Source organism: Arthrobacter sp. DMZ02-1R, assembly GCF_057747935.1.
On record NZ_CM173230.1, the window covers coordinates 284,905 to 301,638 of the forward strand.

The 16,734-nt window shown below is 64.8% G+C and carries 18 protein-coding genes; 14 read left to right on the top strand and 4 right to left on the bottom strand.

Annotated features, from left to right (window positions below; translation table 11 throughout):
- Nucleotides 1-15 precede the first annotated feature (15 nt).
- The 5 genes from AC3ANQ_RS01300 to AC3ANQ_RS01320 all read left to right on the top strand — a co-directional run bounded on the left by AC3ANQ_RS01300 (nucleotide 16) and on the right by AC3ANQ_RS01320 (nucleotide 4,935).
- On the top strand, nucleotides 16-1,077 hold the full coding sequence (locus AC3ANQ_RS01300) for an NAD(P)-dependent alcohol dehydrogenase (protein WP_488303446.1): 1,062 nt from the start codon (nucleotides 16-18) through the stop codon (nucleotides 1,075-1,077).
- Nucleotides 1,078-1,082: 5 nt separating this feature from the next.
- The gene (locus AC3ANQ_RS01305) at nucleotides 1,083-2,042 is read left to right on the top strand and encodes a carbohydrate kinase family protein (RefSeq protein ID WP_488303447.1); all 960 of its coding nucleotides are present in this window, start codon (nucleotides 1,083-1,085) and stop codon (nucleotides 2,040-2,042) included.
- Between the two features lie 73 nt (nucleotides 2,043-2,115).
- A complete protein-coding gene (locus tag AC3ANQ_RS01310) occupies nucleotides 2,116-2,619 on the top strand; it encodes a DUF456 domain-containing protein (RefSeq protein ID WP_488303448.1) in 504 nt (167 codons plus the stop codon).
- A 239-nt stretch (nucleotides 2,620-2,858) separates the two neighbouring features.
- Nucleotides 2,859-4,268: a sensor histidine kinase gene (locus AC3ANQ_RS01315; protein WP_488303449.1), complete on the top strand. Its 1,410-nt coding sequence runs from the start codon at nucleotides 2,859-2,861 to the stop codon at nucleotides 4,266-4,268.
- Entirely contained in the window at nucleotides 4,261-4,935 is a 675-nt protein-coding gene (locus AC3ANQ_RS01320) for a response regulator (protein ID WP_488303450.1), read from the top strand. Before AC3ANQ_RS01315 ends, AC3ANQ_RS01320 begins: the two co-directional genes overlap by 8 nt.
- A 118-nt stretch (nucleotides 4,936-5,053) precedes the next feature.
- On the opposite strand, the gene AC3ANQ_RS01325 is transcribed toward AC3ANQ_RS01320, so the two are convergent.
- The gene (locus tag AC3ANQ_RS01325) at nucleotides 5,054-5,524 is read right to left on the bottom strand and encodes a DUF4383 domain-containing protein (protein ID WP_488303451.1); all 471 of its coding nucleotides are present in this window, start codon (nucleotides 5,522-5,524) and stop codon (nucleotides 5,054-5,056) included.
- Between the two features lie 198 nt (nucleotides 5,525-5,722).
- Here AC3ANQ_RS01325 and AC3ANQ_RS01330 point away from each other — a divergent pair, with 198 nt between their 5' ends.
- Nucleotides 5,723-6,712 carry a hypothetical protein gene (locus AC3ANQ_RS01330; protein ID WP_488303452.1) on the top strand — a complete coding sequence of 330 codons (990 nt, stop codon included), beginning with the start codon at nucleotides 5,723-5,725 and terminating at the stop codon, nucleotides 6,710-6,712.
- Nucleotides 6,713-6,731: 19 nt separating this feature from the next.
- Here the strand turns inward: AC3ANQ_RS01330 and AC3ANQ_RS01335 are convergent, their stop codons facing one another.
- Both AC3ANQ_RS01335 and AC3ANQ_RS01340 read right to left on the bottom strand, forming a co-directional pair.
- Nucleotides 6,732-7,055 carry a hypothetical protein gene (locus tag AC3ANQ_RS01335; RefSeq protein WP_488303453.1) on the bottom strand — a complete coding sequence of 108 codons (324 nt, stop codon included), beginning with the start codon at nucleotides 7,053-7,055 and terminating at the stop codon, nucleotides 6,732-6,734.
- Between the two features lie 60 nt (nucleotides 7,056-7,115).
- Nucleotides 7,116-7,751 (bottom strand): LysE family translocator, encoded by a 636-nt coding sequence (locus AC3ANQ_RS01340; protein ID WP_488303454.1) that lies wholly within the window; start codon nucleotides 7,749-7,751, stop codon nucleotides 7,116-7,118.
- A 103-nt stretch (nucleotides 7,752-7,854) separates the two neighbouring features.
- Between AC3ANQ_RS01340 and AC3ANQ_RS01345 the strand changes: the two genes are divergently transcribed.
- The gene (locus AC3ANQ_RS01345) at nucleotides 7,855-8,310 is read left to right on the top strand and encodes an Lrp/AsnC family transcriptional regulator (RefSeq protein WP_234751876.1); all 456 of its coding nucleotides are present in this window, start codon (nucleotides 7,855-7,857) and stop codon (nucleotides 8,308-8,310) included.
- 39 nt (nucleotides 8,311-8,349) lie between these two features.
- Nucleotides 8,350-10,356 carry a DUF222 domain-containing protein gene (locus tag AC3ANQ_RS01350; RefSeq protein WP_488303455.1) on the top strand — a complete coding sequence of 669 codons (2,007 nt, stop codon included), beginning with the start codon at nucleotides 8,350-8,352 and terminating at the stop codon, nucleotides 10,354-10,356.
- Here the strand turns inward: AC3ANQ_RS01350 and AC3ANQ_RS01355 are convergent.
- Nucleotides 10,243-10,701 carry an Lrp/AsnC family transcriptional regulator gene (locus AC3ANQ_RS01355; RefSeq protein ID WP_395799578.1) on the bottom strand — a complete coding sequence of 153 codons (459 nt, stop codon included), beginning with the start codon at nucleotides 10,699-10,701 and terminating at the stop codon, nucleotides 10,243-10,245. The two genes, AC3ANQ_RS01350 and AC3ANQ_RS01355, sit on opposite strands and share 114 nt — an antisense overlap.
- A 266-nt stretch (nucleotides 10,702-10,967) precedes the next feature.
- On the opposite strand from AC3ANQ_RS01355, the gene AC3ANQ_RS01360 reads away from it, so the two are divergent.
- The 6 genes from AC3ANQ_RS01360 (at nucleotide 10,968) to AC3ANQ_RS01385 (ending at nucleotide 16,725) form a co-directional block, all read left to right on the top strand.
- Nucleotides 10,968-11,600 (top strand): RraA family protein, encoded by a 633-nt coding sequence (locus tag AC3ANQ_RS01360; protein WP_184741514.1) that lies wholly within the window; start codon nucleotides 10,968-10,970, stop codon nucleotides 11,598-11,600.
- A 48-nt stretch (nucleotides 11,601-11,648) separates the two neighbouring features.
- The gene (locus AC3ANQ_RS01365) at nucleotides 11,649-12,998 is read left to right on the top strand and encodes an MFS transporter (RefSeq protein WP_488303456.1); all 1,350 of its coding nucleotides are present in this window, start codon (nucleotides 11,649-11,651) and stop codon (nucleotides 12,996-12,998) included.
- Between the two features lie 101 nt (nucleotides 12,999-13,099).
- Nucleotides 13,100-13,903 (top strand): LamB/YcsF family protein, encoded by an 804-nt coding sequence (locus AC3ANQ_RS01370; RefSeq protein WP_284756054.1) that lies wholly within the window; start codon nucleotides 13,100-13,102, stop codon nucleotides 13,901-13,903.
- A 46-nt stretch (nucleotides 13,904-13,949) separates the two neighbouring features.
- A complete protein-coding gene (locus AC3ANQ_RS01375; RefSeq protein WP_488303457.1) occupies nucleotides 13,950-14,789 on the top strand; it encodes a carboxyltransferase domain-containing protein in 840 nt (279 codons plus the stop codon).
- Nucleotides 14,776-15,816 (top strand): 5-oxoprolinase subunit C family protein, encoded by a 1,041-nt coding sequence (locus AC3ANQ_RS01380; RefSeq protein ID WP_488303458.1) that lies wholly within the window; start codon nucleotides 14,776-14,778, stop codon nucleotides 15,814-15,816. Before AC3ANQ_RS01375 ends, AC3ANQ_RS01380 begins: the two co-directional genes overlap by 14 nt.
- 111 nt (nucleotides 15,817-15,927) lie before the next feature.
- Nucleotides 15,928-16,725, top strand: coding sequence for an SDR family oxidoreductase (locus AC3ANQ_RS01385; protein WP_488303459.1), 798 nt, complete (start codon nucleotides 15,928-15,930; stop codon nucleotides 16,723-16,725).
- Nucleotides 16,726-16,734 lie beyond the last annotated feature (9 nt).

The window sequence follows — 16,734 nt, forward strand, 5'->3', positions numbered from 1 at the left end:
CCAAGGATTACTCCGATGACAACACCAACCGCACAGTCCCACACCCTCGCACAGTCCGAACTGCCGGCCACCATGCGCGCCTCCATCCTGAAGCGCCAGGGCGAGATGGCCCTGGAAACGCTTTCCATGCCGGAGCTGGAACCAGACCAGGTCCTGGTCCAGGTGGCCGCCGTCGGCGTCTGCGGCAGCGATGTCCACTACTACGAGCACGGCCGGATCGGCGATTACGTCGTTGACCACCCGCTGATCCTGGGCCACGAACTCTCCGGCCGGATCGCCGCCGTCGGAAGCGCCGTGGACCCTGCCCGCATAGGCAACCGTGTCGCCGTCGAACCCCAGCGGCCCTGCCGCAAGTGCAGGCAGTGCAAAGCCGGACGCTACAACCTGTGCCCCGACATCGAGTTCTACGCCACCCCGCCGATCGACGGAGCCTTCGCCGAATACGTCACCATCCAGGCGGACTTCGCCTACGACATCCCCCACAACGTGAGCGACGAGGCAGCAGCCCTCATCGAACCCCTCTCGGTCGGACTGTGGGCCTGCGAACGCGCCGACATCAAGCCCGGCAGCAGGGTCCTGATCGCCGGGGCGGGCCCCATTGGCATCATCGCCGCCCAGGCCGCCCGCGCCTTCGGGGCCACCGACATCTACATCACGGACATCGCCGAGGACCGTCTGGCGTTCGCCTTGGAGCACGGCGCCACGCATGCGCTCAACGCCAAGACGGAGAGTGTGGAGGGGCTCGACGTCGATGCCTTCATTGACGCTTCCGGCGCACCGCAGGCTGTCCGTTCTGGGATCAAAGCCGTGGGACCGGCCGGCCGGGTGATTCTGGTCGGGTTGGGGGCGGACGACGTCGAACTCCCCGTCTCGTACATCCAGAACCGTGAGATCTGGCTCTCCGGGGTGTTCCGCTACACCAACACGTGGCCCCTCGCGATCCAGCTGATCGCCGACGGCAAGGTGGACCTGGATGTCTTGGTCACCGGCCGCTTCGTGCTGGCCGAGGCAGAAGAAGCACTCAAGGCCGGTAAGCAGCCAGGACAGCTCAAAGCCGTCGTTTACCCGGGCCGCTGAGAAGAATGGCACAAGAAACCACGGTGACCGTCATCGGCGAATCCCTCGTCGATATCATCCGGGACCCTCACGCGCGGACCGAAAGCCAGGCCCACCCGGGTGGCAGCCCGCTCAACGTGGCCGTCGGGGCCGCCCGCCTGGGCCTGAGGACCAACCTTGTGACGCACTACTCCGATGACCCGTATGGGCTCATGATCGAAGAGCACCTGCAGTCCAACGGTGTGGACGTCATCAACGGTGGAACCGCGCCGACGTCGACAGCGCTCGCCGCGCTGGGGCCCGACGGTGGCGCCGAGTACACTTTCTCCGTCACGTGGGACATCAACGGGGCATCCTTGGCCGCCCTCGCCGCGGTCGAGGGTTCAACCCACGTCCACACAGGTTCGATCGCTACTGTGCTCCCCCCGGGCGATCAGGCGACCTTGGCCCTCGTGGAATCCGCCCGGGAGCACGCGACCATCAGTTTTGATCCCAACTGCCGGCCAGCGATCAGCCACGATGCGGCCACGGCACGCGAGCAGGCTGAACTGTTCGTGGCGGCCAGCGACGTCGTCAAAGCCAGCGACGAAGACCTCCGCTGGCTCTATCCTGACTGGACCCCGGACGAAACCCTCAAGGCCTGGCTGGCACTCGGCCCGGCAATCGTCGCCCTGACCCGTGGAGCCTCCGGTCCTGTCATCCTGTCCCGCAACGGACGGGTGGACACGGCAGCCGAAACCATCGACGTCGCCGACACCGTGGGAGCCGGCGACTCCTTCATGGCAGGGCTCATTTCCGGACTCGCTCAACTGGATGCCCTCGGGGCCGGGGGCAGAACGCGGCTGGACAGCCTGACGCCCGACGAATTGCACGCCTTGGCCGCCTACGCCAACCGCGCCGCAGCGATCACCTGCTCGCGGCAAGGAGCAAATCCACCTGGGAAAGACGAACTCGGTCCGTTGCTCGACGCATCAAAGGCCCTATAACTTTCACCCCGAAGAACCCAAGGTCATGCTCGCCGCGGACCGGCGGTGGCGGCCCGCACCTAGACTGGGCTCCATGAACGCCGAAACGATAGTGACCGTTCTCTGCGGCGTGGCCATAGCGGTAGGCGTCGTCGGCACCATCATCCCGGTACTGCCGGGGAGCATCCTGATTGGACTGAGCCTGTTGGCATGGGCCATCTGGGGCGGAGCGGGAGCGATCGGCTGGGTGATCTTCGGGATCGGCACGGCATGTGTCCTGGCAGGCATGGCGTCGAGCGCCGTGCTCACCGGACGGAAGCTCAAGCAGCACAGCATCCCCAACAGATCGGTGCTGGCAGGAATTGTGCTGGGAATCGTGGGGATGTTCGTTCTTCCGGTGGTGGGGCTGTTTGTGGGATTCGCCGTCGGACTCCTCGTGAGCGAACTCCTGCGGACCAAGGATGTCAAGAAGGCGTTGGTCTCCAGTGGCGCCGCGCTCAAAGCGACTGGTTTGGGGATGTTGGCGGAATTCGGCCTGGCATGCCTGGCTGCCAGCACTTGGGTGGTCGGGGTGTGGGTAGCCGCGGTGGCCGGTTAGGGCCCGCCCGATCGAGCTCACGGCCCGATATGTGATGGAGCGTTTGGGGTTTGGGCCCGATATGTGATGGAACGTTGGCCTCGACAAACCCTCGCTCACCTTTAGCGGCATTTAGGCCGACGCTCGCTCACGTCTCGCGTTGGCTCCTAGGATGAATCCGCTGGCTTCCGGGTTGAGATCGGACGCAGGAGGGCGAAATCGGCGTCGATGTGTCCCGGGCCGTGGATAGGGTGGCTGACATGGAACAGACACTGAAAGTTGCACGGCAATGGGGCGCCCCCGCGGCGGCCGTCATCTTTTTCGCCCTGTGGTGCGTGGCGGACGCGGGATTCATGGCTCCGTGGATTCCCCATTGGCCTGAATTGTGGACGCTCATCCTGTCAAGATTCGCGATACTAATCCTGACTGCATTCGCCATTGCCGTCTCGGCATGGCGGCCTGTCCTCTCTCTGGGGTTCACGGCCGTTTTGCTGACGGGGCAGTTGGTGTACTTTATCCCGCAGCCATATTCCCAAGATTGGCCCATCTATTTGGGTTCCTTCGTTGGCTTGGGGTTCTCCATGTGGACCGCGAGAGGTCGTCTGCAATTTGTTGTAGCCGGGAGCAACGTCGTTTTCGCCGGTGTGATGACGTTCATCATGCTTTCGTGGCGATACGGGGGCGGCGTTGGATGGTTTAGGCAGTTGTTCATGGGCGACAGGTACGCGTTGGCCAACTACGGTTGGCAACTGTTTTCCATCCTTCTTCTGATCGCCGCAGGCTGTGCCGCCGTCGGGATCGCCCTGCGCCTCTACGAAGAACGCGGAAGCCTCTTCAAAGCCCGGAACCTCGTCCAGGCCAATCTCAAGGAGACCGAGGTCGAACTCGTCGTGGAGCAGGAACGCACCCGGATCGCCCGCGATCTCCACGACGTCTTGGCCCACTCGCTCGCTGTCATTGCCGCGCAAGCCGACGGCACACGCTACCTAAGCCAGGACCAACCGAAAGCAGTGCTCGACGCCTTGGAGAACATCGCGGTGTCGGCCCGCCACGCACTGGTGGACGCACAGCGCGTCATTGAAGGAGTGCGCGACGACGGCTTGGTCACCCCGCAGCCCCGGCTCACCGATGTGGGGCCTCTTGTGGAGCGAATGCGCCAAGGAAGCCTCAAGGTCCAACAGAGCGAGACCGGTGTCCCGGTTGAGCTTGGCGCTGGCCAGCAACTCGCCGTCTTCCGCATTGTCCAGGAATGCCTCACGAACGCGCTCAAACACGGCGGGCGCGGCACCGCCGTGCGGCTTCACTTCGACTGGAGCGGCCCTGGGCTGACCATGCACGTTGCTTCCGAACTGCCGGCGTCCGTTTCGATTGGGGGGACGGACGACGGCGATGAGGTGGCGCGTGTGGGGCGCGGCATCCCCGGAATGCGGGAGCGTGCACACTTGGCCGGCGGTTGGCTCAGCTCCGGGCCCGATGGCGAGCAGTTCCGTGTGACGGTCTTCATCCCCTACGGTTCACGCCCGGCACCTCTCCCCTCGGAAGAAGGCCTGGAAGGCGCTGCGGACCAGGAAACCGTGTCCCCAAAGGGCTTTGAGCAGGAGCGGGCGCTTGCACTCAAGGGCGCTTCGCCGTCGTCGTCCATTGAGCGGGAAAGCGCCGGACGTGGCTGAAGCGCAGATCACGGTTGCCTTGGTAGACGACCAGCCCCTCTTCCGCGCCGGCATCCGCATGCTGGTGCAGAGCCAATCAGACATGGACATGGCGTGGGAGGCCGACGACGGCGAACAGGCCGTGGCGCTTGCGGCCAAGCTGCGGCCGGACGTCATGCTGATGGACCTTCGGATGCCGGTGCTGGACGGAGTCGGGGCCACGCGTCGTATCACAGAGGAAGCCGATGCGGCAGGAGTGGACAAGCCCAAGATCATTGCCCTGACCACGTTCAACAGGGACCAGGCCGTGGTTGAGGCGGTGCAGGCGGGCGCCAGCGGATACCTGCTCAAGAGTGCGGAGCCGGAGTTCCTACTGGCCGCGATCCGGACGGTCTATTCGGGATACTCGGTGATCGCGCCCGGTTCGGTGCACGAGCTCTTCCAACACGCAGCCAGGACGGTGCCGGTGGCAAGGCCGGACCTCGCCGTAATGGACGAGCTCTCGCCGCGCGAGCGTGACGTGTTCCTGCTGGCGGCCAAAGGCTTGGGGAACGCGGTGATGGCGGAGAGCCTGTTTGTCTCTGAGGCCACAGTGAAATCCCATTTGCGCAGTGTGCTCAGCAAGCTCGGGTTGCGTACCAGGCTTCAACTGGTGGCGTTCGCCTATGAGCACCGGCTGCTCGGCTAGGCAACCTGGAACACTAGGCAACCCCGGAACGGCTGGGCGCCCAGAACACAAGGCGACGGCCGCCCCGGTGGGGACGGCCGCCGTCGTGCAACTGCAGGTGCTGCAGAGTCAGGGTGCGCTACATGGCGCGGCCCTTCGTCTCCTCTCTTGCGTCCCGCCCAAGCCACAGGCCAAGGGCGACCATGACAACGCCGAGAACCAGGTGCAGCCAGTCGTCCGCGGCGTTCATGGGCACGAAGTCAGCGCTCATGTTCGACATGGTGATGAGACCGTAGATCCAAAGGACGAGGTAGATTGCGCCGCCACCAATGAGGTAACCACGCGCCATCCTGCCGGTTCTGGCCAGGTAAAGGCCTGCCGCGCCGAACAGCAGATGGACAACGTTGTGTAGGACGGATACTTGGAAGACTCCAAGAAGCATGGCGCCCGAATCATGTCCTGCAAAGGTCATGGCGCCATAGTTGCTGGTGATGCCTGGAATAAATCCCAAGACGCCAACAGCCAGGAAAACCCAGCCCAAACCCAGTACTGTGTTGTGCAGCGTCAGCCCCATCACGTGGTGCTGCGCGGGGTGTGAAGCAGTGGTCATAGCTCCTCCCGATCACGATTTCGATCGGCCCTTCAAATGGAGGGCCGCATCGCGGCAAGGAGTCGGAACCCTGCCGACGAGGATATCTTACTCCCGAAAACCCGGGAAATAGAGGGGATGGCGTGGGACATAGCCCAGCTAGCATGGTTCTGTGATGCCCAATTCTGCAATGGATTATCCTGCGACGGCAGGGCAACCGTGAGTGAGCCATCGGTTCCCGGTAATCAAGGAGCGATTTTCGGCGACCCGAGGGACATCACACCGTTCCGTGACGGACACGTCCGCACCTCGGTGAGTGGACTTGCGGAGGGCCTGAGCGGTGCGATTACCGGCGTCCTGAAGGGTAAGTCCGCTGGCCGGATCGACGTCGACGGGGACGTCCCCAAGCTCAAGCGGCTGGCCGGCAAGACCGCCAAATCGGTGTACGACGCCATTTTCACCAGCACGGAACCGGACCGCCTCATCACCCTGGCCCGTGCCTACCCCGGCTGGGCCGGGCTTTGCTACGTGATTGCCGGGCTGCTTGCGTACAAGCACGGCGGGTATCTGCGCGCCTCGGAACTGCTGCAGCGGGGCTTGTCCATACGGATCGACGACGCCGCCAGCCAGTTCTCCGGCAGTTGCCTTGGCAGGGTGGTTACGCGGGTTGAGGTTGCGGAGCGGATTGATGTTCCGGTCCTGTTCAGCGAGGAATCGGTGTTCCTTGCCCTCTCGCACTGCTTTCGGGAGACGGGCCAGACGGCGGAGGCCCTCGACATCCTGGCTAGCCTGCCGCCGTCGTTGCCCACGGCGCTGGCCCGCTGCACCGCGGCGGCGGCACTTGAGCGGCACGCCGACGTCGTCAGATGGACGGACGGGCTCCGCAACGCGGACGACCTCTCTGCGGCGCTCTTGCTGATACGGGCGCAGTCACTCAGGGCGTTGGGGGAGCGGGCGGCGGCCCAAGCCGCACTCGCCGAGGTACTCCGCAGGAAAAAGACCAGCCTCGCCTTGCGCAACGACGCACTCACGGACCGGGCTCTGTCGATGCTTGAGGTCAGGCGTAGGCCCAACTCGCGGCCACTTGTCGTTAATCGAGTCCGGCGCAGCAAGTCGGAAGAGACCGAGCTTGAGGTCGTCGATGGGATCCGCAGGGACGTCGAGGTGCGCCGGTTGTGGAACAAAGACTTCGGCGAACCTGGCGGTTAGCGCGGCGTAACGCCGGCGTTTACGACCGAAACGCGCGAAGGACTCCTCGAACGGCAACGCCCACGGCACCGACAAGTGGCAGCAACATGGCCATCACAACCACGGTGTTCGGCTGGAATGTCACGCGCCCATTCGCATTGCGGCCATAGACCCCGACCGGGAGCACAAAGCCGCCCCCGCCACCGCCAGCAGCATTGGTTCCATCGCCGCCCCCTCCGAATCCGAATGACACCAGGGCCACCGGGATCAGTTCTTCTCCGCCGATCTGGAGGGGAGGGCCGTAGGCCCTTGATACGCCGACCTTCTTGAAGGCCTCCACGAGGGCTGAAAATTCATCGGACATGAAGCCGACGATAGGCCGCGCCGCCGAAGAACGCCAGAGCGATCTAGACTGACGCTCGCGTCACCGGAGCAGCGGAAGCAGTTGTTCGCCCAACAGAACAGCACCGAGCCCCATCATGATGATGCCGCTCGCAAGGGTCACCACGCGAGCGGCGGAAGGCCGGGATTGAAGCAATTTTCGTGAAGTCATCGCCACCGCCGTGTAGATGATGCCCGCGAACAAGACGAACGTGAGGCCCAGCACCCCAGACTGCACCGGCACGGGCAACGACGCTTCCGGGCTCACGAACTGCGGCACCAGTGCCAGGAAGAACAGCAGGCCCTTGGGGTTGATGCCACTGGTGCCCATGCCTTGCAGGAAGGTGCGCAACTGGTTTCGGGACTGCCCGACGGCGTCATCCGCACTGAAGCTTGCGCCGCGCCACGATCGCATGGTGCTCACGCCGAGCCAGAGCAAATAGGCGGCGCCCGCGATCGTCAGCCAGCCAAGGAGCCCCGGAACGCCCGTCAAGAGGGCCGCGAGTCCGGCCACCAGGAGGGCCGTGTGCAGCACGTAGCCGCTGCACAGGCCGGCGACGGCAGGGAGGAAGCTGCGCTGCCGTAGGCCTGCGGCAATCGAATATGCCCAATCGACGCCCGGGGTGCACGCCAAGGTGACGGCGACAATGACGAAGGCGAGGAAAAGCTGAGGATTCATGGTGGCTCCTGGCTGGCGGTTACACCATGAACTTTATGGAAAATCGGCCCATAAGTGTTCCCATTTTTAGCCAGACTTGCCGCTGTCTCGGTAATATATTTGCGTGATTGATGGAATAGACAGAACTATTTTGCGCCACCTCAAAGAGGATGGTCGAATGACTGCCACCGCGCTCGCAGCCAAGGTGGGATTGACCGTGGCTCCGTGCCATCGGAGGCTGCGGGATCTCGAGGCCTCCGGCGTCATTCGGGGGTACAGGGCAGACATCGATCCGGGTGCGATTGGCTTGGGATTCGAGGCGATAGTCTTTGTGACCCTGCGTCAGGCCGACCGCGCCACGATGTCGGAGTTCGAAGACCGGGTGGCAGCCATTCCGAACATCGTCGAGGCCCAGCGACTCTTCGGCTCGCCGGACTACCTCCTCCGCGTGATCGCCGCCGATCTCCCGGCCTACCAGCGCTTCTACGACGACCAGCTCTCGGCACTTCCCGCCGTCGAGCGCCTCAATTCGACGTTGGTGATGAAGAACCTGAAGCCGAACGCGGGGCCGCCGGTCTGAGTTCGGTTAAATGTCGTAGCCTCCTGGCAGAGTGTTTCCATGGAAGCGATCGGATACTTCGACACCCGGCCGGGCCTTGCGGACCGCGGGTATTTCGGGGTGTCCCGCCATACCCGTGGTCCGCGCTTTGCCGGGCTTCCGGGCGGGCTGGCGGTGGTGGATCCGCGCGGCGGGGGCGGCCGGCAGGCCGCCCTGGACGGGGCCGTGGCCGCCGTGAGGTCGCTGGCCGAAAAGGCGGCCGACGACGTCGGAGTCTTGGGTTTCCAGGAGACTGTCGCGTTCGCGTCCGGCGTGGAGGAACTCTCCCGCGCCTTGGATTATCTCCAGGTGGTCGCCGCTTCGGGGCTGGACAGGGCCCGGAGGGATGAACCCACTACCCGGCCGGGCTGGACAACGGGCTGGGCCTCTGATGCGGATACGGGCCCTGGCGTGGGCTGGACGTCCGAGACCACAGCAGACCGAGCGGACGCGCAGGGCGATGCCTCCGGCTCGGTGCAGGGCGCTGGCGCGTCCGGCGCGGGAATCGCAAGTTTTGAGGCCGCTGCGGCGTCTTCCATGCGGGGAACGGGGGGCGCCCGGGGCGGGGAGTTCAGGTCCACGGCCGAGCATCTGCGTTCGTTGCTGCGCATCAGTGCCGCCGAGGCCAGACGCCGGCTCGCCGCGGCCCGGGAGCTGCTACCGAGCCGCGGCCTCACCGGACAAACGGTCCCTCCCCGGCACGAGGAAACGGCCGCCGCGCTGGCGTCCGGGGTGATCGGGTCCCGCTCGGCCGGGATCATCACGATGGCCTTGGAGAAGGTGCGTCCGCTGTGCAGCCCGGAGAAGGCCGCGGAGATGGAACACGCTCTAGCCCGCACCGCGGAGGAAAACGATCAGGACTTCCTGGCCAGGGTTGCCCGGCGTTGGGTCGATGCGATTGACCAGGACGGCCCGGAACCGTCCGAAGAATCCCTCCGCCACCTTCAAGGGGCGTTCCTGCGCCGTCCCAAGCACGGGCTCCAGCACGTGGAGATCTTCGCCACCACCGAGCAATACGAACACCTGCTCACGGTCATGAACACCGCCGCCAACCCCCGAACCCGCACACCCCAGGGCACCGTACTCCGCGGCGCAGTTCCTGCCTCTGCGGAACCATCAGGCGATTCGTCCGGCGAGGCATCGGACAATGCTGAGCCGCTGGACCGGCGTTCGAGGGCGCAGAAGCTCCTGGACGGCTTGGTCGGCGCCTGCCGGCTCGCCCTGGCCGCAGGGTCCCTGCCCGCCGCGGGCGGCCACCGCCCGCAGATCCTGGCCACCATCGACCACCGCGAACTCTTCGCGCAATACGGTCGGCATTCGCAGCCCGGGCAAGCTTCGCAGTCCGGGCAACCTTCGCACTCTGGGCAACCTTCGCAGTCCGGTCAGCCCGCCCTGTTCAACCGCCCCGGGCAGGGCAAGGGCACCGGGTCCTTCATGTTCACCGGGCCCGTCCCGGCAGCGACGTTGCGCAAACTCGCGTGCGACGCGGATATCATCCCCGTGGTCCTGGGCGGCGAGGGCCAGGTCCTGGACATCGGCCGGGCCTCAAGGATCTTCCCGCCGCATATCCGCAAAGCCATCACGGCGCGGGACAAAGGCTGCGCTTTCCCCGGTTGCACCATGCCGGCACCGTGGTGCGAGGCTCACCACATCGCGTACTGGTCCCGTGGTGGACCCACCAGCACCGCCAACGGGACGTTGCTCTGCAGCCATCACCATCACCTGATCCACAAAGGAAGACTGGCGCATCCAGGTCCGCAACGGGATCCCATGGTTCATCCCGCCACCCCACACCGACCCCCATCGGAAACCCCGAAGAAACCACTACTTCCAGGTGTGACCCCGAAATGGGCCGTGTCCCGCATGTCGGGAGTGCGCAACGCCGGAGACGGGTGCCCAGTTGGGCGAGGTGCCTCAGCCCCCCAGCAACCCCGTGGTCCGGTACGGAATCACCTCGCGCAGGAACATGCTGGTGGACGTGCGCACGATTCCCGGGCACAGCCTGATCTCTTCGGACACGCGGTATAGATCGTCCGGGCTTGTGGCGACCACGCGGATGATGAGGTCGGTGTCGCCAGCCGGAGCATGGCATTCGAGGACCTCGGGGATGTTGCGCAGAGCCGCGATCGCCTCGTTCAGCCGGCTCTGATCCAGCTCCGCGCTCACCGCCGCCGCAACGCCCCGGCCCAATGCTGAAGGCAGCACGCGGCTGCTGTTAGGACGCAAAGCGCCCGACGCCGTCATGCGCTCCAGGCGCGACTGGACTGTCCCGCGCGCCAAGCCCAAGCGCTGGGCGAGGACCATGATCGGTACCCGAGGGTCGTCGTCGAGCGCGGCAAGGATGCGCTTGTCCGTTGAGTCCAATTCCTGCATGGCTGCCGCTTTCTGCCTAGTCGCCAAAGGTTCAGCTGGTCAGAATGTCCAACCGAATCCCATTCTCCCGCACAATGCCTGCCTCTAGGCTCGCCAGCGGAAGCCAGCCCCACGGAACCATGGTTGCGAATCATTTACATGCCCGTAACGAGAAACCCTTGACGGCATGAACTTAAAACGCGAAACTCTTCTCATATGTGATTGACGTCTCAAGACGATCGGCGCTCCCCGCGCCGGTTCTTGGGAAGAAACCAAAGGCGAAGAAAATGGCAACAACACTCGAACTCACCGTCCGCACCGCATCCTGGACCCGGCCGCCCCGCGAACTGGTCCGCGCGTTCGAAGCGTTCCCCGTGGCAAACATCGGTGATGCGATGGAGCGGCTGGGGATCGTCGACGGCGGAATCAGCCCGGTCTGGGAAGGGGCCCGTTGCGTCGGCTCGGCCCTCCCCGTCCTGGGCGCCGCGGGAGACAACGCCGCCGTCATCGAAGCGCTGAACTATATCCAGCCCGGCGACGTGGTGGTGATCAACGGCTTCGGCCACGAACACCGCGCCCTCGTGGGCGAGCAGCTGTCCCAGCGTTTCGAGGCCGCCGGTGCCACCGGCGCGGTTATTGACGGCTACATCCGCGACCGCGCCACCATCACCGAAATCAAGTTCCCCGTCTTTGCCCGCGGTGTCACCCCTGCCGGTCCGTTCAAGAACGGCCCCGGAGTCATTGGCGAACCCGTAGCAATCGGCGGAATCGTCTGCTCGGCAGGCGACATTGTCGCCGCCGATGACGACGGAGTGGTCATCATCCCCCAGGCCCGTGCAGCGGAAATCCTGGAACGAGTCATCGCAGTGGCCGCGCACGAGGCCGAGATGACAGCGGAAATCACCCGCGAATACAGCTAACAACGCTTTCTCCCACCCCAGCCCCCTCATAGACTGAAAGCACCCACCATGACAAAGCAATCGACGGACTCAGTGGAACTGAACACCGCTCAAATCAAAGTCGTCACCGCGGACGGCAGGATGGTGCGCAAGGCAACCTTTGCCGGCACCATGGGTTCCTTCGTGGAATGGTACGACTACGGCATCTACGGCCTGCTGACCACGTACCTGGCCATCAACATCATGGGTTCCAAGGACACAGGCTCCTTGCTCCTGACCAACGTCGGCTTCCTGGTGAGCTTCCTCGCCCGCCCGTTCGGCAGCGTCATCTGCGGATTCCTGGGTGACAAGCTGGGCCGGAAGAATCTGCTCGCCGTTCTCCTACTCCTGATCTCCGGGGCGACGGCCTGCATCGGCCTCATCCCGTCGTACTCGGTCATCTTCTGGGCCGCACCCGCATTGCTGATCCTGTTCCGCATCCTTCAGGGTTTCTCTGCCGGCGGCGAAGTGGCAGGCGCCATGGCATTCGTGGGCGAGTACGCGCACAACAAGCACCGCAACTACTCCATGAGCTTCATCGCTGTCGGTTCCTTCTGTGCCCTGCTCTTCGGCAGTGCCATCTCTGCCGGCCTGATCACCGCCCTCGGAGATTCCACCATGGAGGCCTGGGCCTGGCGCATCCCGTTCCTCTTCGCCCTGCCTTTGGGCTACGTCGGCTTCTACATCCGCTCCAAGATGGAAGACACTCCGCATTTCGCCGCACTGCGTGAGCGCAACGAGGTGGAACGCAACCCGCTGCGCACCGTCTTCACCTCCAAGCGCCACCTCAAGGCGATCGCCCTGACTATCTTCCTCCCGGCGCTCAACGGCCCCGGCTACTACCTGCTGTTTGCCTACATGCCCACGTACCTGAAGACCCAGCTGGGCAGCGGACACAACTTCACCATGCTCCAGGCACTCCTTGTGACTGCCGTCAGCCTGGTGGCCATCATCATTGCGATCCCGCTTATGGCTCGCCTGTCCGACCGGATCGGCCGCAAGCCGGTCCTGGCTCTCTCCGCCGTGCTCATGGCCGTGGTTTCCTACCCGATGTTTGCCATGATCACCACCGGCAACATGCCGCTGGCCTGCGTTGCCACCGTCGTGATGGCCATCGCGTTCTCCGGCCACGCCGCCGTCGTCCACACGGTCCTGACCGAAATGTTCCCCACCACCGTCCGCTACAGCGCGTACAGCATCGGCTTCAGCATCAGCACCATCATCTTCGGCGGTAGCGCACCGCTGGTCATGACTGAGCTCATCAAGGCCACCGGCAACAGCATGGTTCCCGCCTACGCCTCGATCGGCACTGCCATCATCACGCTCGCCTCGGTCTACTTCCTGAAGGAAACCAAGGGCCAGCCCCTCCAGACGCATTAGTAACGGGCCACCAGAACCCCGACGGCGGCGGCCGCCCGCACCGAAACGGCAGCCGCCGCCGTCGAACCCTTAGCAAAACAAGAGAACCACAGGGAGTCACCTTGAGCATCAATTCAGTCGCCGTCGTCGCAGACCTCGGCGAAAGCTACGGCAACTACACGATCGGCGACGACGACGCTCTGCTGGGTCTCGTCACAGCCTCCAACATCGCCTGCGGTTTCCACGCCGGCGATCCGCGGGTCATGGATGCCACCGTCAAGGCCTGCGTGGAGCGCGGCATCGAGCTCGGCGCCCACCCCGGATATCCGGACCTGGTTGGCTTCGGCCGCCGCCTCATCGAAGCCAGCGAAGAAGAAATCCGCACGGACGTCCTCTACCAAATCGGCGCCCTGGACGCATTCGCCCGCATCCACGGCGGCAAGATCAGCCACGTGGCACCGCACGGACGCATGGGCAGCATTGCCCAGACCGACGCCAAGCACGCCCGGGCCATCACGGACGCTATCAAGGCCTACGACCCCTCCTACATTGTGATCTGCCAGAACGGCCTCCTGGCCGATGAATCCCGCAAGCGCGGCCTTCAGGTCGGCTACGTCTTCCTCGCAGACCGCGGCTACGGCGAAGACGGCATGCCCGTCTCCCGCAACAGCGAAGGCGCACTCCTGCACGACCCCGAGGAAATCGGCCGCCGCGTGGTCCAGGTAGTGACCGAAGGAACTGTCCGCGCCGTCACCGGCAAGGTGGTCCCGCTCGGTCACGATGCCGACGTCGTCCTCCTCCACGGCGACCACCCGCAAGTCCTGCAGAACGGCACCGCCCTCCGTGCGGCCTTGGATAAGGCAGGGATCAAAGCCGCCGGACTCCAGGAAGTCCTCGCGGAAAAGGCCCGGCTCGCCACGGTCTGAAGCTGAGCACAACCGGATCTATCACCCGTACCACCGAGCAGGACTCATGACCACGCACACAGCACCCGCGGAGCGGCTGCACCACCGGCCCGAACTGGAAGCCGAGCCGTTCGGCGACTCAGCCCTCATGCTCCGGGTCAAGAACGACGACGCCGACTTCCGCCGGGCTGCGGGCAGCCGGCTCCGCGACGTGCTGCTGGAGGTGCGGCCGTACGGGGTGTTGGACATCGTGGCCGGCGTCGAGTCCTTGTTGGTCGAGTTCGACTGCCTGGCCGTGACCCACGAACAATTGGCCCAGACCATTCGCTTGGCGGTTGCCGGCAACGGACTGGAACCGGGCGCCCCTAGCGCCTCGCAATCACTTTTTGTCATCCCGATGGTGGTGAGCGAGGAATTCTCCCCGGACCTTCCGGGTGTTGCCGAAGAGTTGGGCCTAAGCCCTGAGGCCGTGCTGCAGCAGTTCCAGTCCTCGGTTCTGACCATCAACCTGTTGGCCGCGGCCATGGCCCCCATGATGGGCGGCGTCCGATTCCCGGGCCAGGTCAGCCGCTGCGTGGAGCCGCGGACCAACGTGGAACCCGGGTCTGTCATGGTGGCCGGTACCAACGCCATCATCCAACCGTTCCCCGGGCCGAGCGGCTGGAAGGTGATCGGCCGGACTCCGCTCACCATCTGCGACATCCGCGAAAACCCCGCCACCTCCTACAAGCCGGGAGACTTGGTCCGTTTCGAGGTTGTTCCGGAGAGCGAATGGGCGCGGCTTGAAGGCCGCTTCCTGCGGGCCTCGGACGGCAGCGCCAGCTCAGGCGGCGCTAGCTCGAGCGCCGGCACCAGCGCAGACACCAGCGCAGGCAGCGCGGAAGGAGGTCATAGTGACCTTCCCTGAACGGGCAATCGGCATCAAAGTGAGCGAGGCTGGCTGGCTGTCCACCTTCCAGGACCTAGGCCGCGAGAATTCCGAGTTCATGGGCGTTCCCTGTGGAGGCGCAGCGGACCAGCACTCTGCTGCGGTCGCCAACGTCCTGGTCGGAAACAGCCGTAAGGCCACGTGCCTGGAAATCATGGGCGGACGTTTCGCATTCACCGCCACGCATGACGTGATGTGCGCCGTGACCGGGGTCCCGGCTGAGGTCACCGTTAACGGCGATCCTGTCGCCATGTGGGAGCCTCTTTGTCTTCCAGCGGGTGCCCGTGTTGTGCTTTCCAAGGCCCGCGGTGGCATGCGGAACTACTTGGCCTTCAGCGGCGAACTGGAAACTGCCCGCTTCATGGGCAGCGCCGCGCCCGAATCGCGCATGGGCTTTCCCCAACAGCTCACCCCAGGTCAGACGCTTACCCTTCACAGCCGGTACCGCGGATTCACACACCCGTTCCTGACCCAGCCGCTGTTCCGGCTGCCTGTTCCCGTGCCGGACTTCAGCCCGGACGTGTGGACCATCGACGTCGTCGACGGCCCCGAAACCGACCGGACCCCCGGAATCCGGAAGCTGCTCAGCTCCAGCCACTACACGGTGGGCGCCAAATCCAACCACGTGGGCCTGCGTTTGGACGGGCCGGTGGTGCATCCCGAGGGGCTCGGGGAAATCGTGTCCCATGGGGTGCCGATCGGCGCGTTTGAAATCCCGCATGGCGATGAGCTCATCATCCTGGGCCGTTCGCGAACCCTCACGGCCGGCTATCCGATCGTCGCTGTAGCCGCCAAAGCCTCCTTGTCCATGCTGGGCCAAGCCAGCCCCGGCCGAAAGATGACCTTCCGCTGGATCAGCAACGCTGAGGCGGTGGAGCAATACCGTGAGCAGCAGCGCCTCGTGGCGCATCTGGAAGATCGCGTGCACTCCCTTTTTGCCGCCGTCGGGCTCCCGGTCTCAGCAAGCTCCACAGTGGCCTCCGCGCCGACTCCCGCCGCGGCGTGACGCTCCGGCCCCAAGAAAACACTTGACCATCAACTTCTAAAATGAGAAACTCTTCTCATATGTGATGGGCATCTCAAATGATTCACGCAAAGAACACAAGGAACTGAAACCATGGGACTTCTGGACGGCAAGCTCGCGATCATCACCGGGGCCGGTACCGGCATGGGACGCTCGACGGCGGCTCTGCTGGCCGCGGAGGGCGCCGCGGTGGTGCTGGTGGGGCGTCGTGAGGACGTCCTGCAGGATCTCGCCACGGAGATCGTCGCCGACGGCGGCCGTGCGTTCGCCCGCGCTGCGGACATCACCTCGAAAGAAGACGTTGAGGCGCTGCTCGAGTGGATCCATGGGAATCTCGGCCAGGTGGACATCTTGGTCAACAATGCCGGAAGCGCCAGCAAGGTCCTCAACGTCCGCTGGATCAGCCAAGAAGAGTGGAACGAGGTCCTGGACGTCAACCTCAACGCCGTCTACCTGCTCAGCCAGGCGGTCCTTCCGGACATGCTGGACCGCAAGACCGGAACCATCATTACCGTCTCCTCGCTCGCAGCCGTGAACCCCAACTTGCTCGGCGGCGCCGCGTATGGCGCAGCGAAGGCCGCGGTCCGGAACTTCATGACCTACCTCCACAACACCTTCCGTAACGACGGACTGCGGGCAGTGACCATCCTGCCCGGTGAAACGGCGACTCCTATCCTGGACAACCGCGCCCGGCCGCCCCGCGCAGAGGAGCGCGACGCCATGGTGCAGCCCGAGGACGTGGCCCGAGCCATCCACCTCGTGGCCACGCTGCCCCAGCGCACCGTGGTCCAGGAATTGGTCATTGCCCCGACCATCCAGCGGGACACGTCCGGTGACATCGAGATCAGCCGCTGGGCCGGAGCCCCCGCCGACGAAGCGCCCGAGCGATGAAACCCCGCA

Bases quoted from the DNA above. Each gene is read 5' to 3' on its own strand.
- AC3ANQ_RS01355 (WP_395799578.1), bottom strand. From the start codon at position 10,701: ATGCAGGAATTGGACTCAACGGACAAGCGCATCCTTGCCGCGCTCGAC.
- AC3ANQ_RS01385 (WP_488303459.1), top strand. From the start codon at position 15,928: ATGGGACTTCTGGACGGCAAGCTCGCGATCATCACCGGGGCCGGTACC.
- AC3ANQ_RS01310 (WP_488303448.1), top strand. From the start codon at position 2,116: ATGAACGCCGAAACGATAGTGACCGTTCTCTGCGGCGTGGCCATAGCG.
- AC3ANQ_RS01325 (WP_488303451.1), bottom strand. From the start codon at position 5,524: ATGACCACTGCTTCACACCCCGCGCAGCACCACGTGATGGGGCTGACG.
- AC3ANQ_RS01315 (WP_488303449.1), top strand. From the start codon at position 2,859: ATGGAACAGACACTGAAAGTTGCACGGCAATGGGGCGCCCCCGCGGCG.
- AC3ANQ_RS01335 (WP_488303453.1), bottom strand. From the start codon at position 7,055: ATGTCCGATGAATTTTCAGCCCTCGTGGAGGCCTTCAAGAAGGTCGGC.
- AC3ANQ_RS01365 (WP_488303456.1), top strand. From the start codon at position 11,649: ATGACAAAGCAATCGACGGACTCAGTGGAACTGAACACCGCTCAAATC.
- AC3ANQ_RS01375 (WP_488303457.1), top strand. From the start codon at position 13,950: ATGACCACGCACACAGCACCCGCGGAGCGGCTGCACCACCGGCCCGAA.
- AC3ANQ_RS01305 (WP_488303447.1), top strand. From the start codon at position 1,083: ATGGCACAAGAAACCACGGTGACCGTCATCGGCGAATCCCTCGTCGAT.
- AC3ANQ_RS01300 (WP_488303446.1), top strand. From the start codon at position 16: ATGACAACACCAACCGCACAGTCCCACACCCTCGCACAGTCCGAACTG.
- AC3ANQ_RS01360 (WP_184741514.1), top strand. From the start codon at position 10,968: ATGGCAACAACACTCGAACTCACCGTCCGCACCGCATCCTGGACCCGG.
- AC3ANQ_RS01350 (WP_488303455.1), top strand. From the start codon at position 8,350: ATGGAAGCGATCGGATACTTCGACACCCGGCCGGGCCTTGCGGACCGC.
- AC3ANQ_RS01340 (WP_488303454.1), bottom strand. From the start codon at position 7,751: ATGAATCCTCAGCTTTTCCTCGCCTTCGTCATTGTCGCCGTCACCTTG.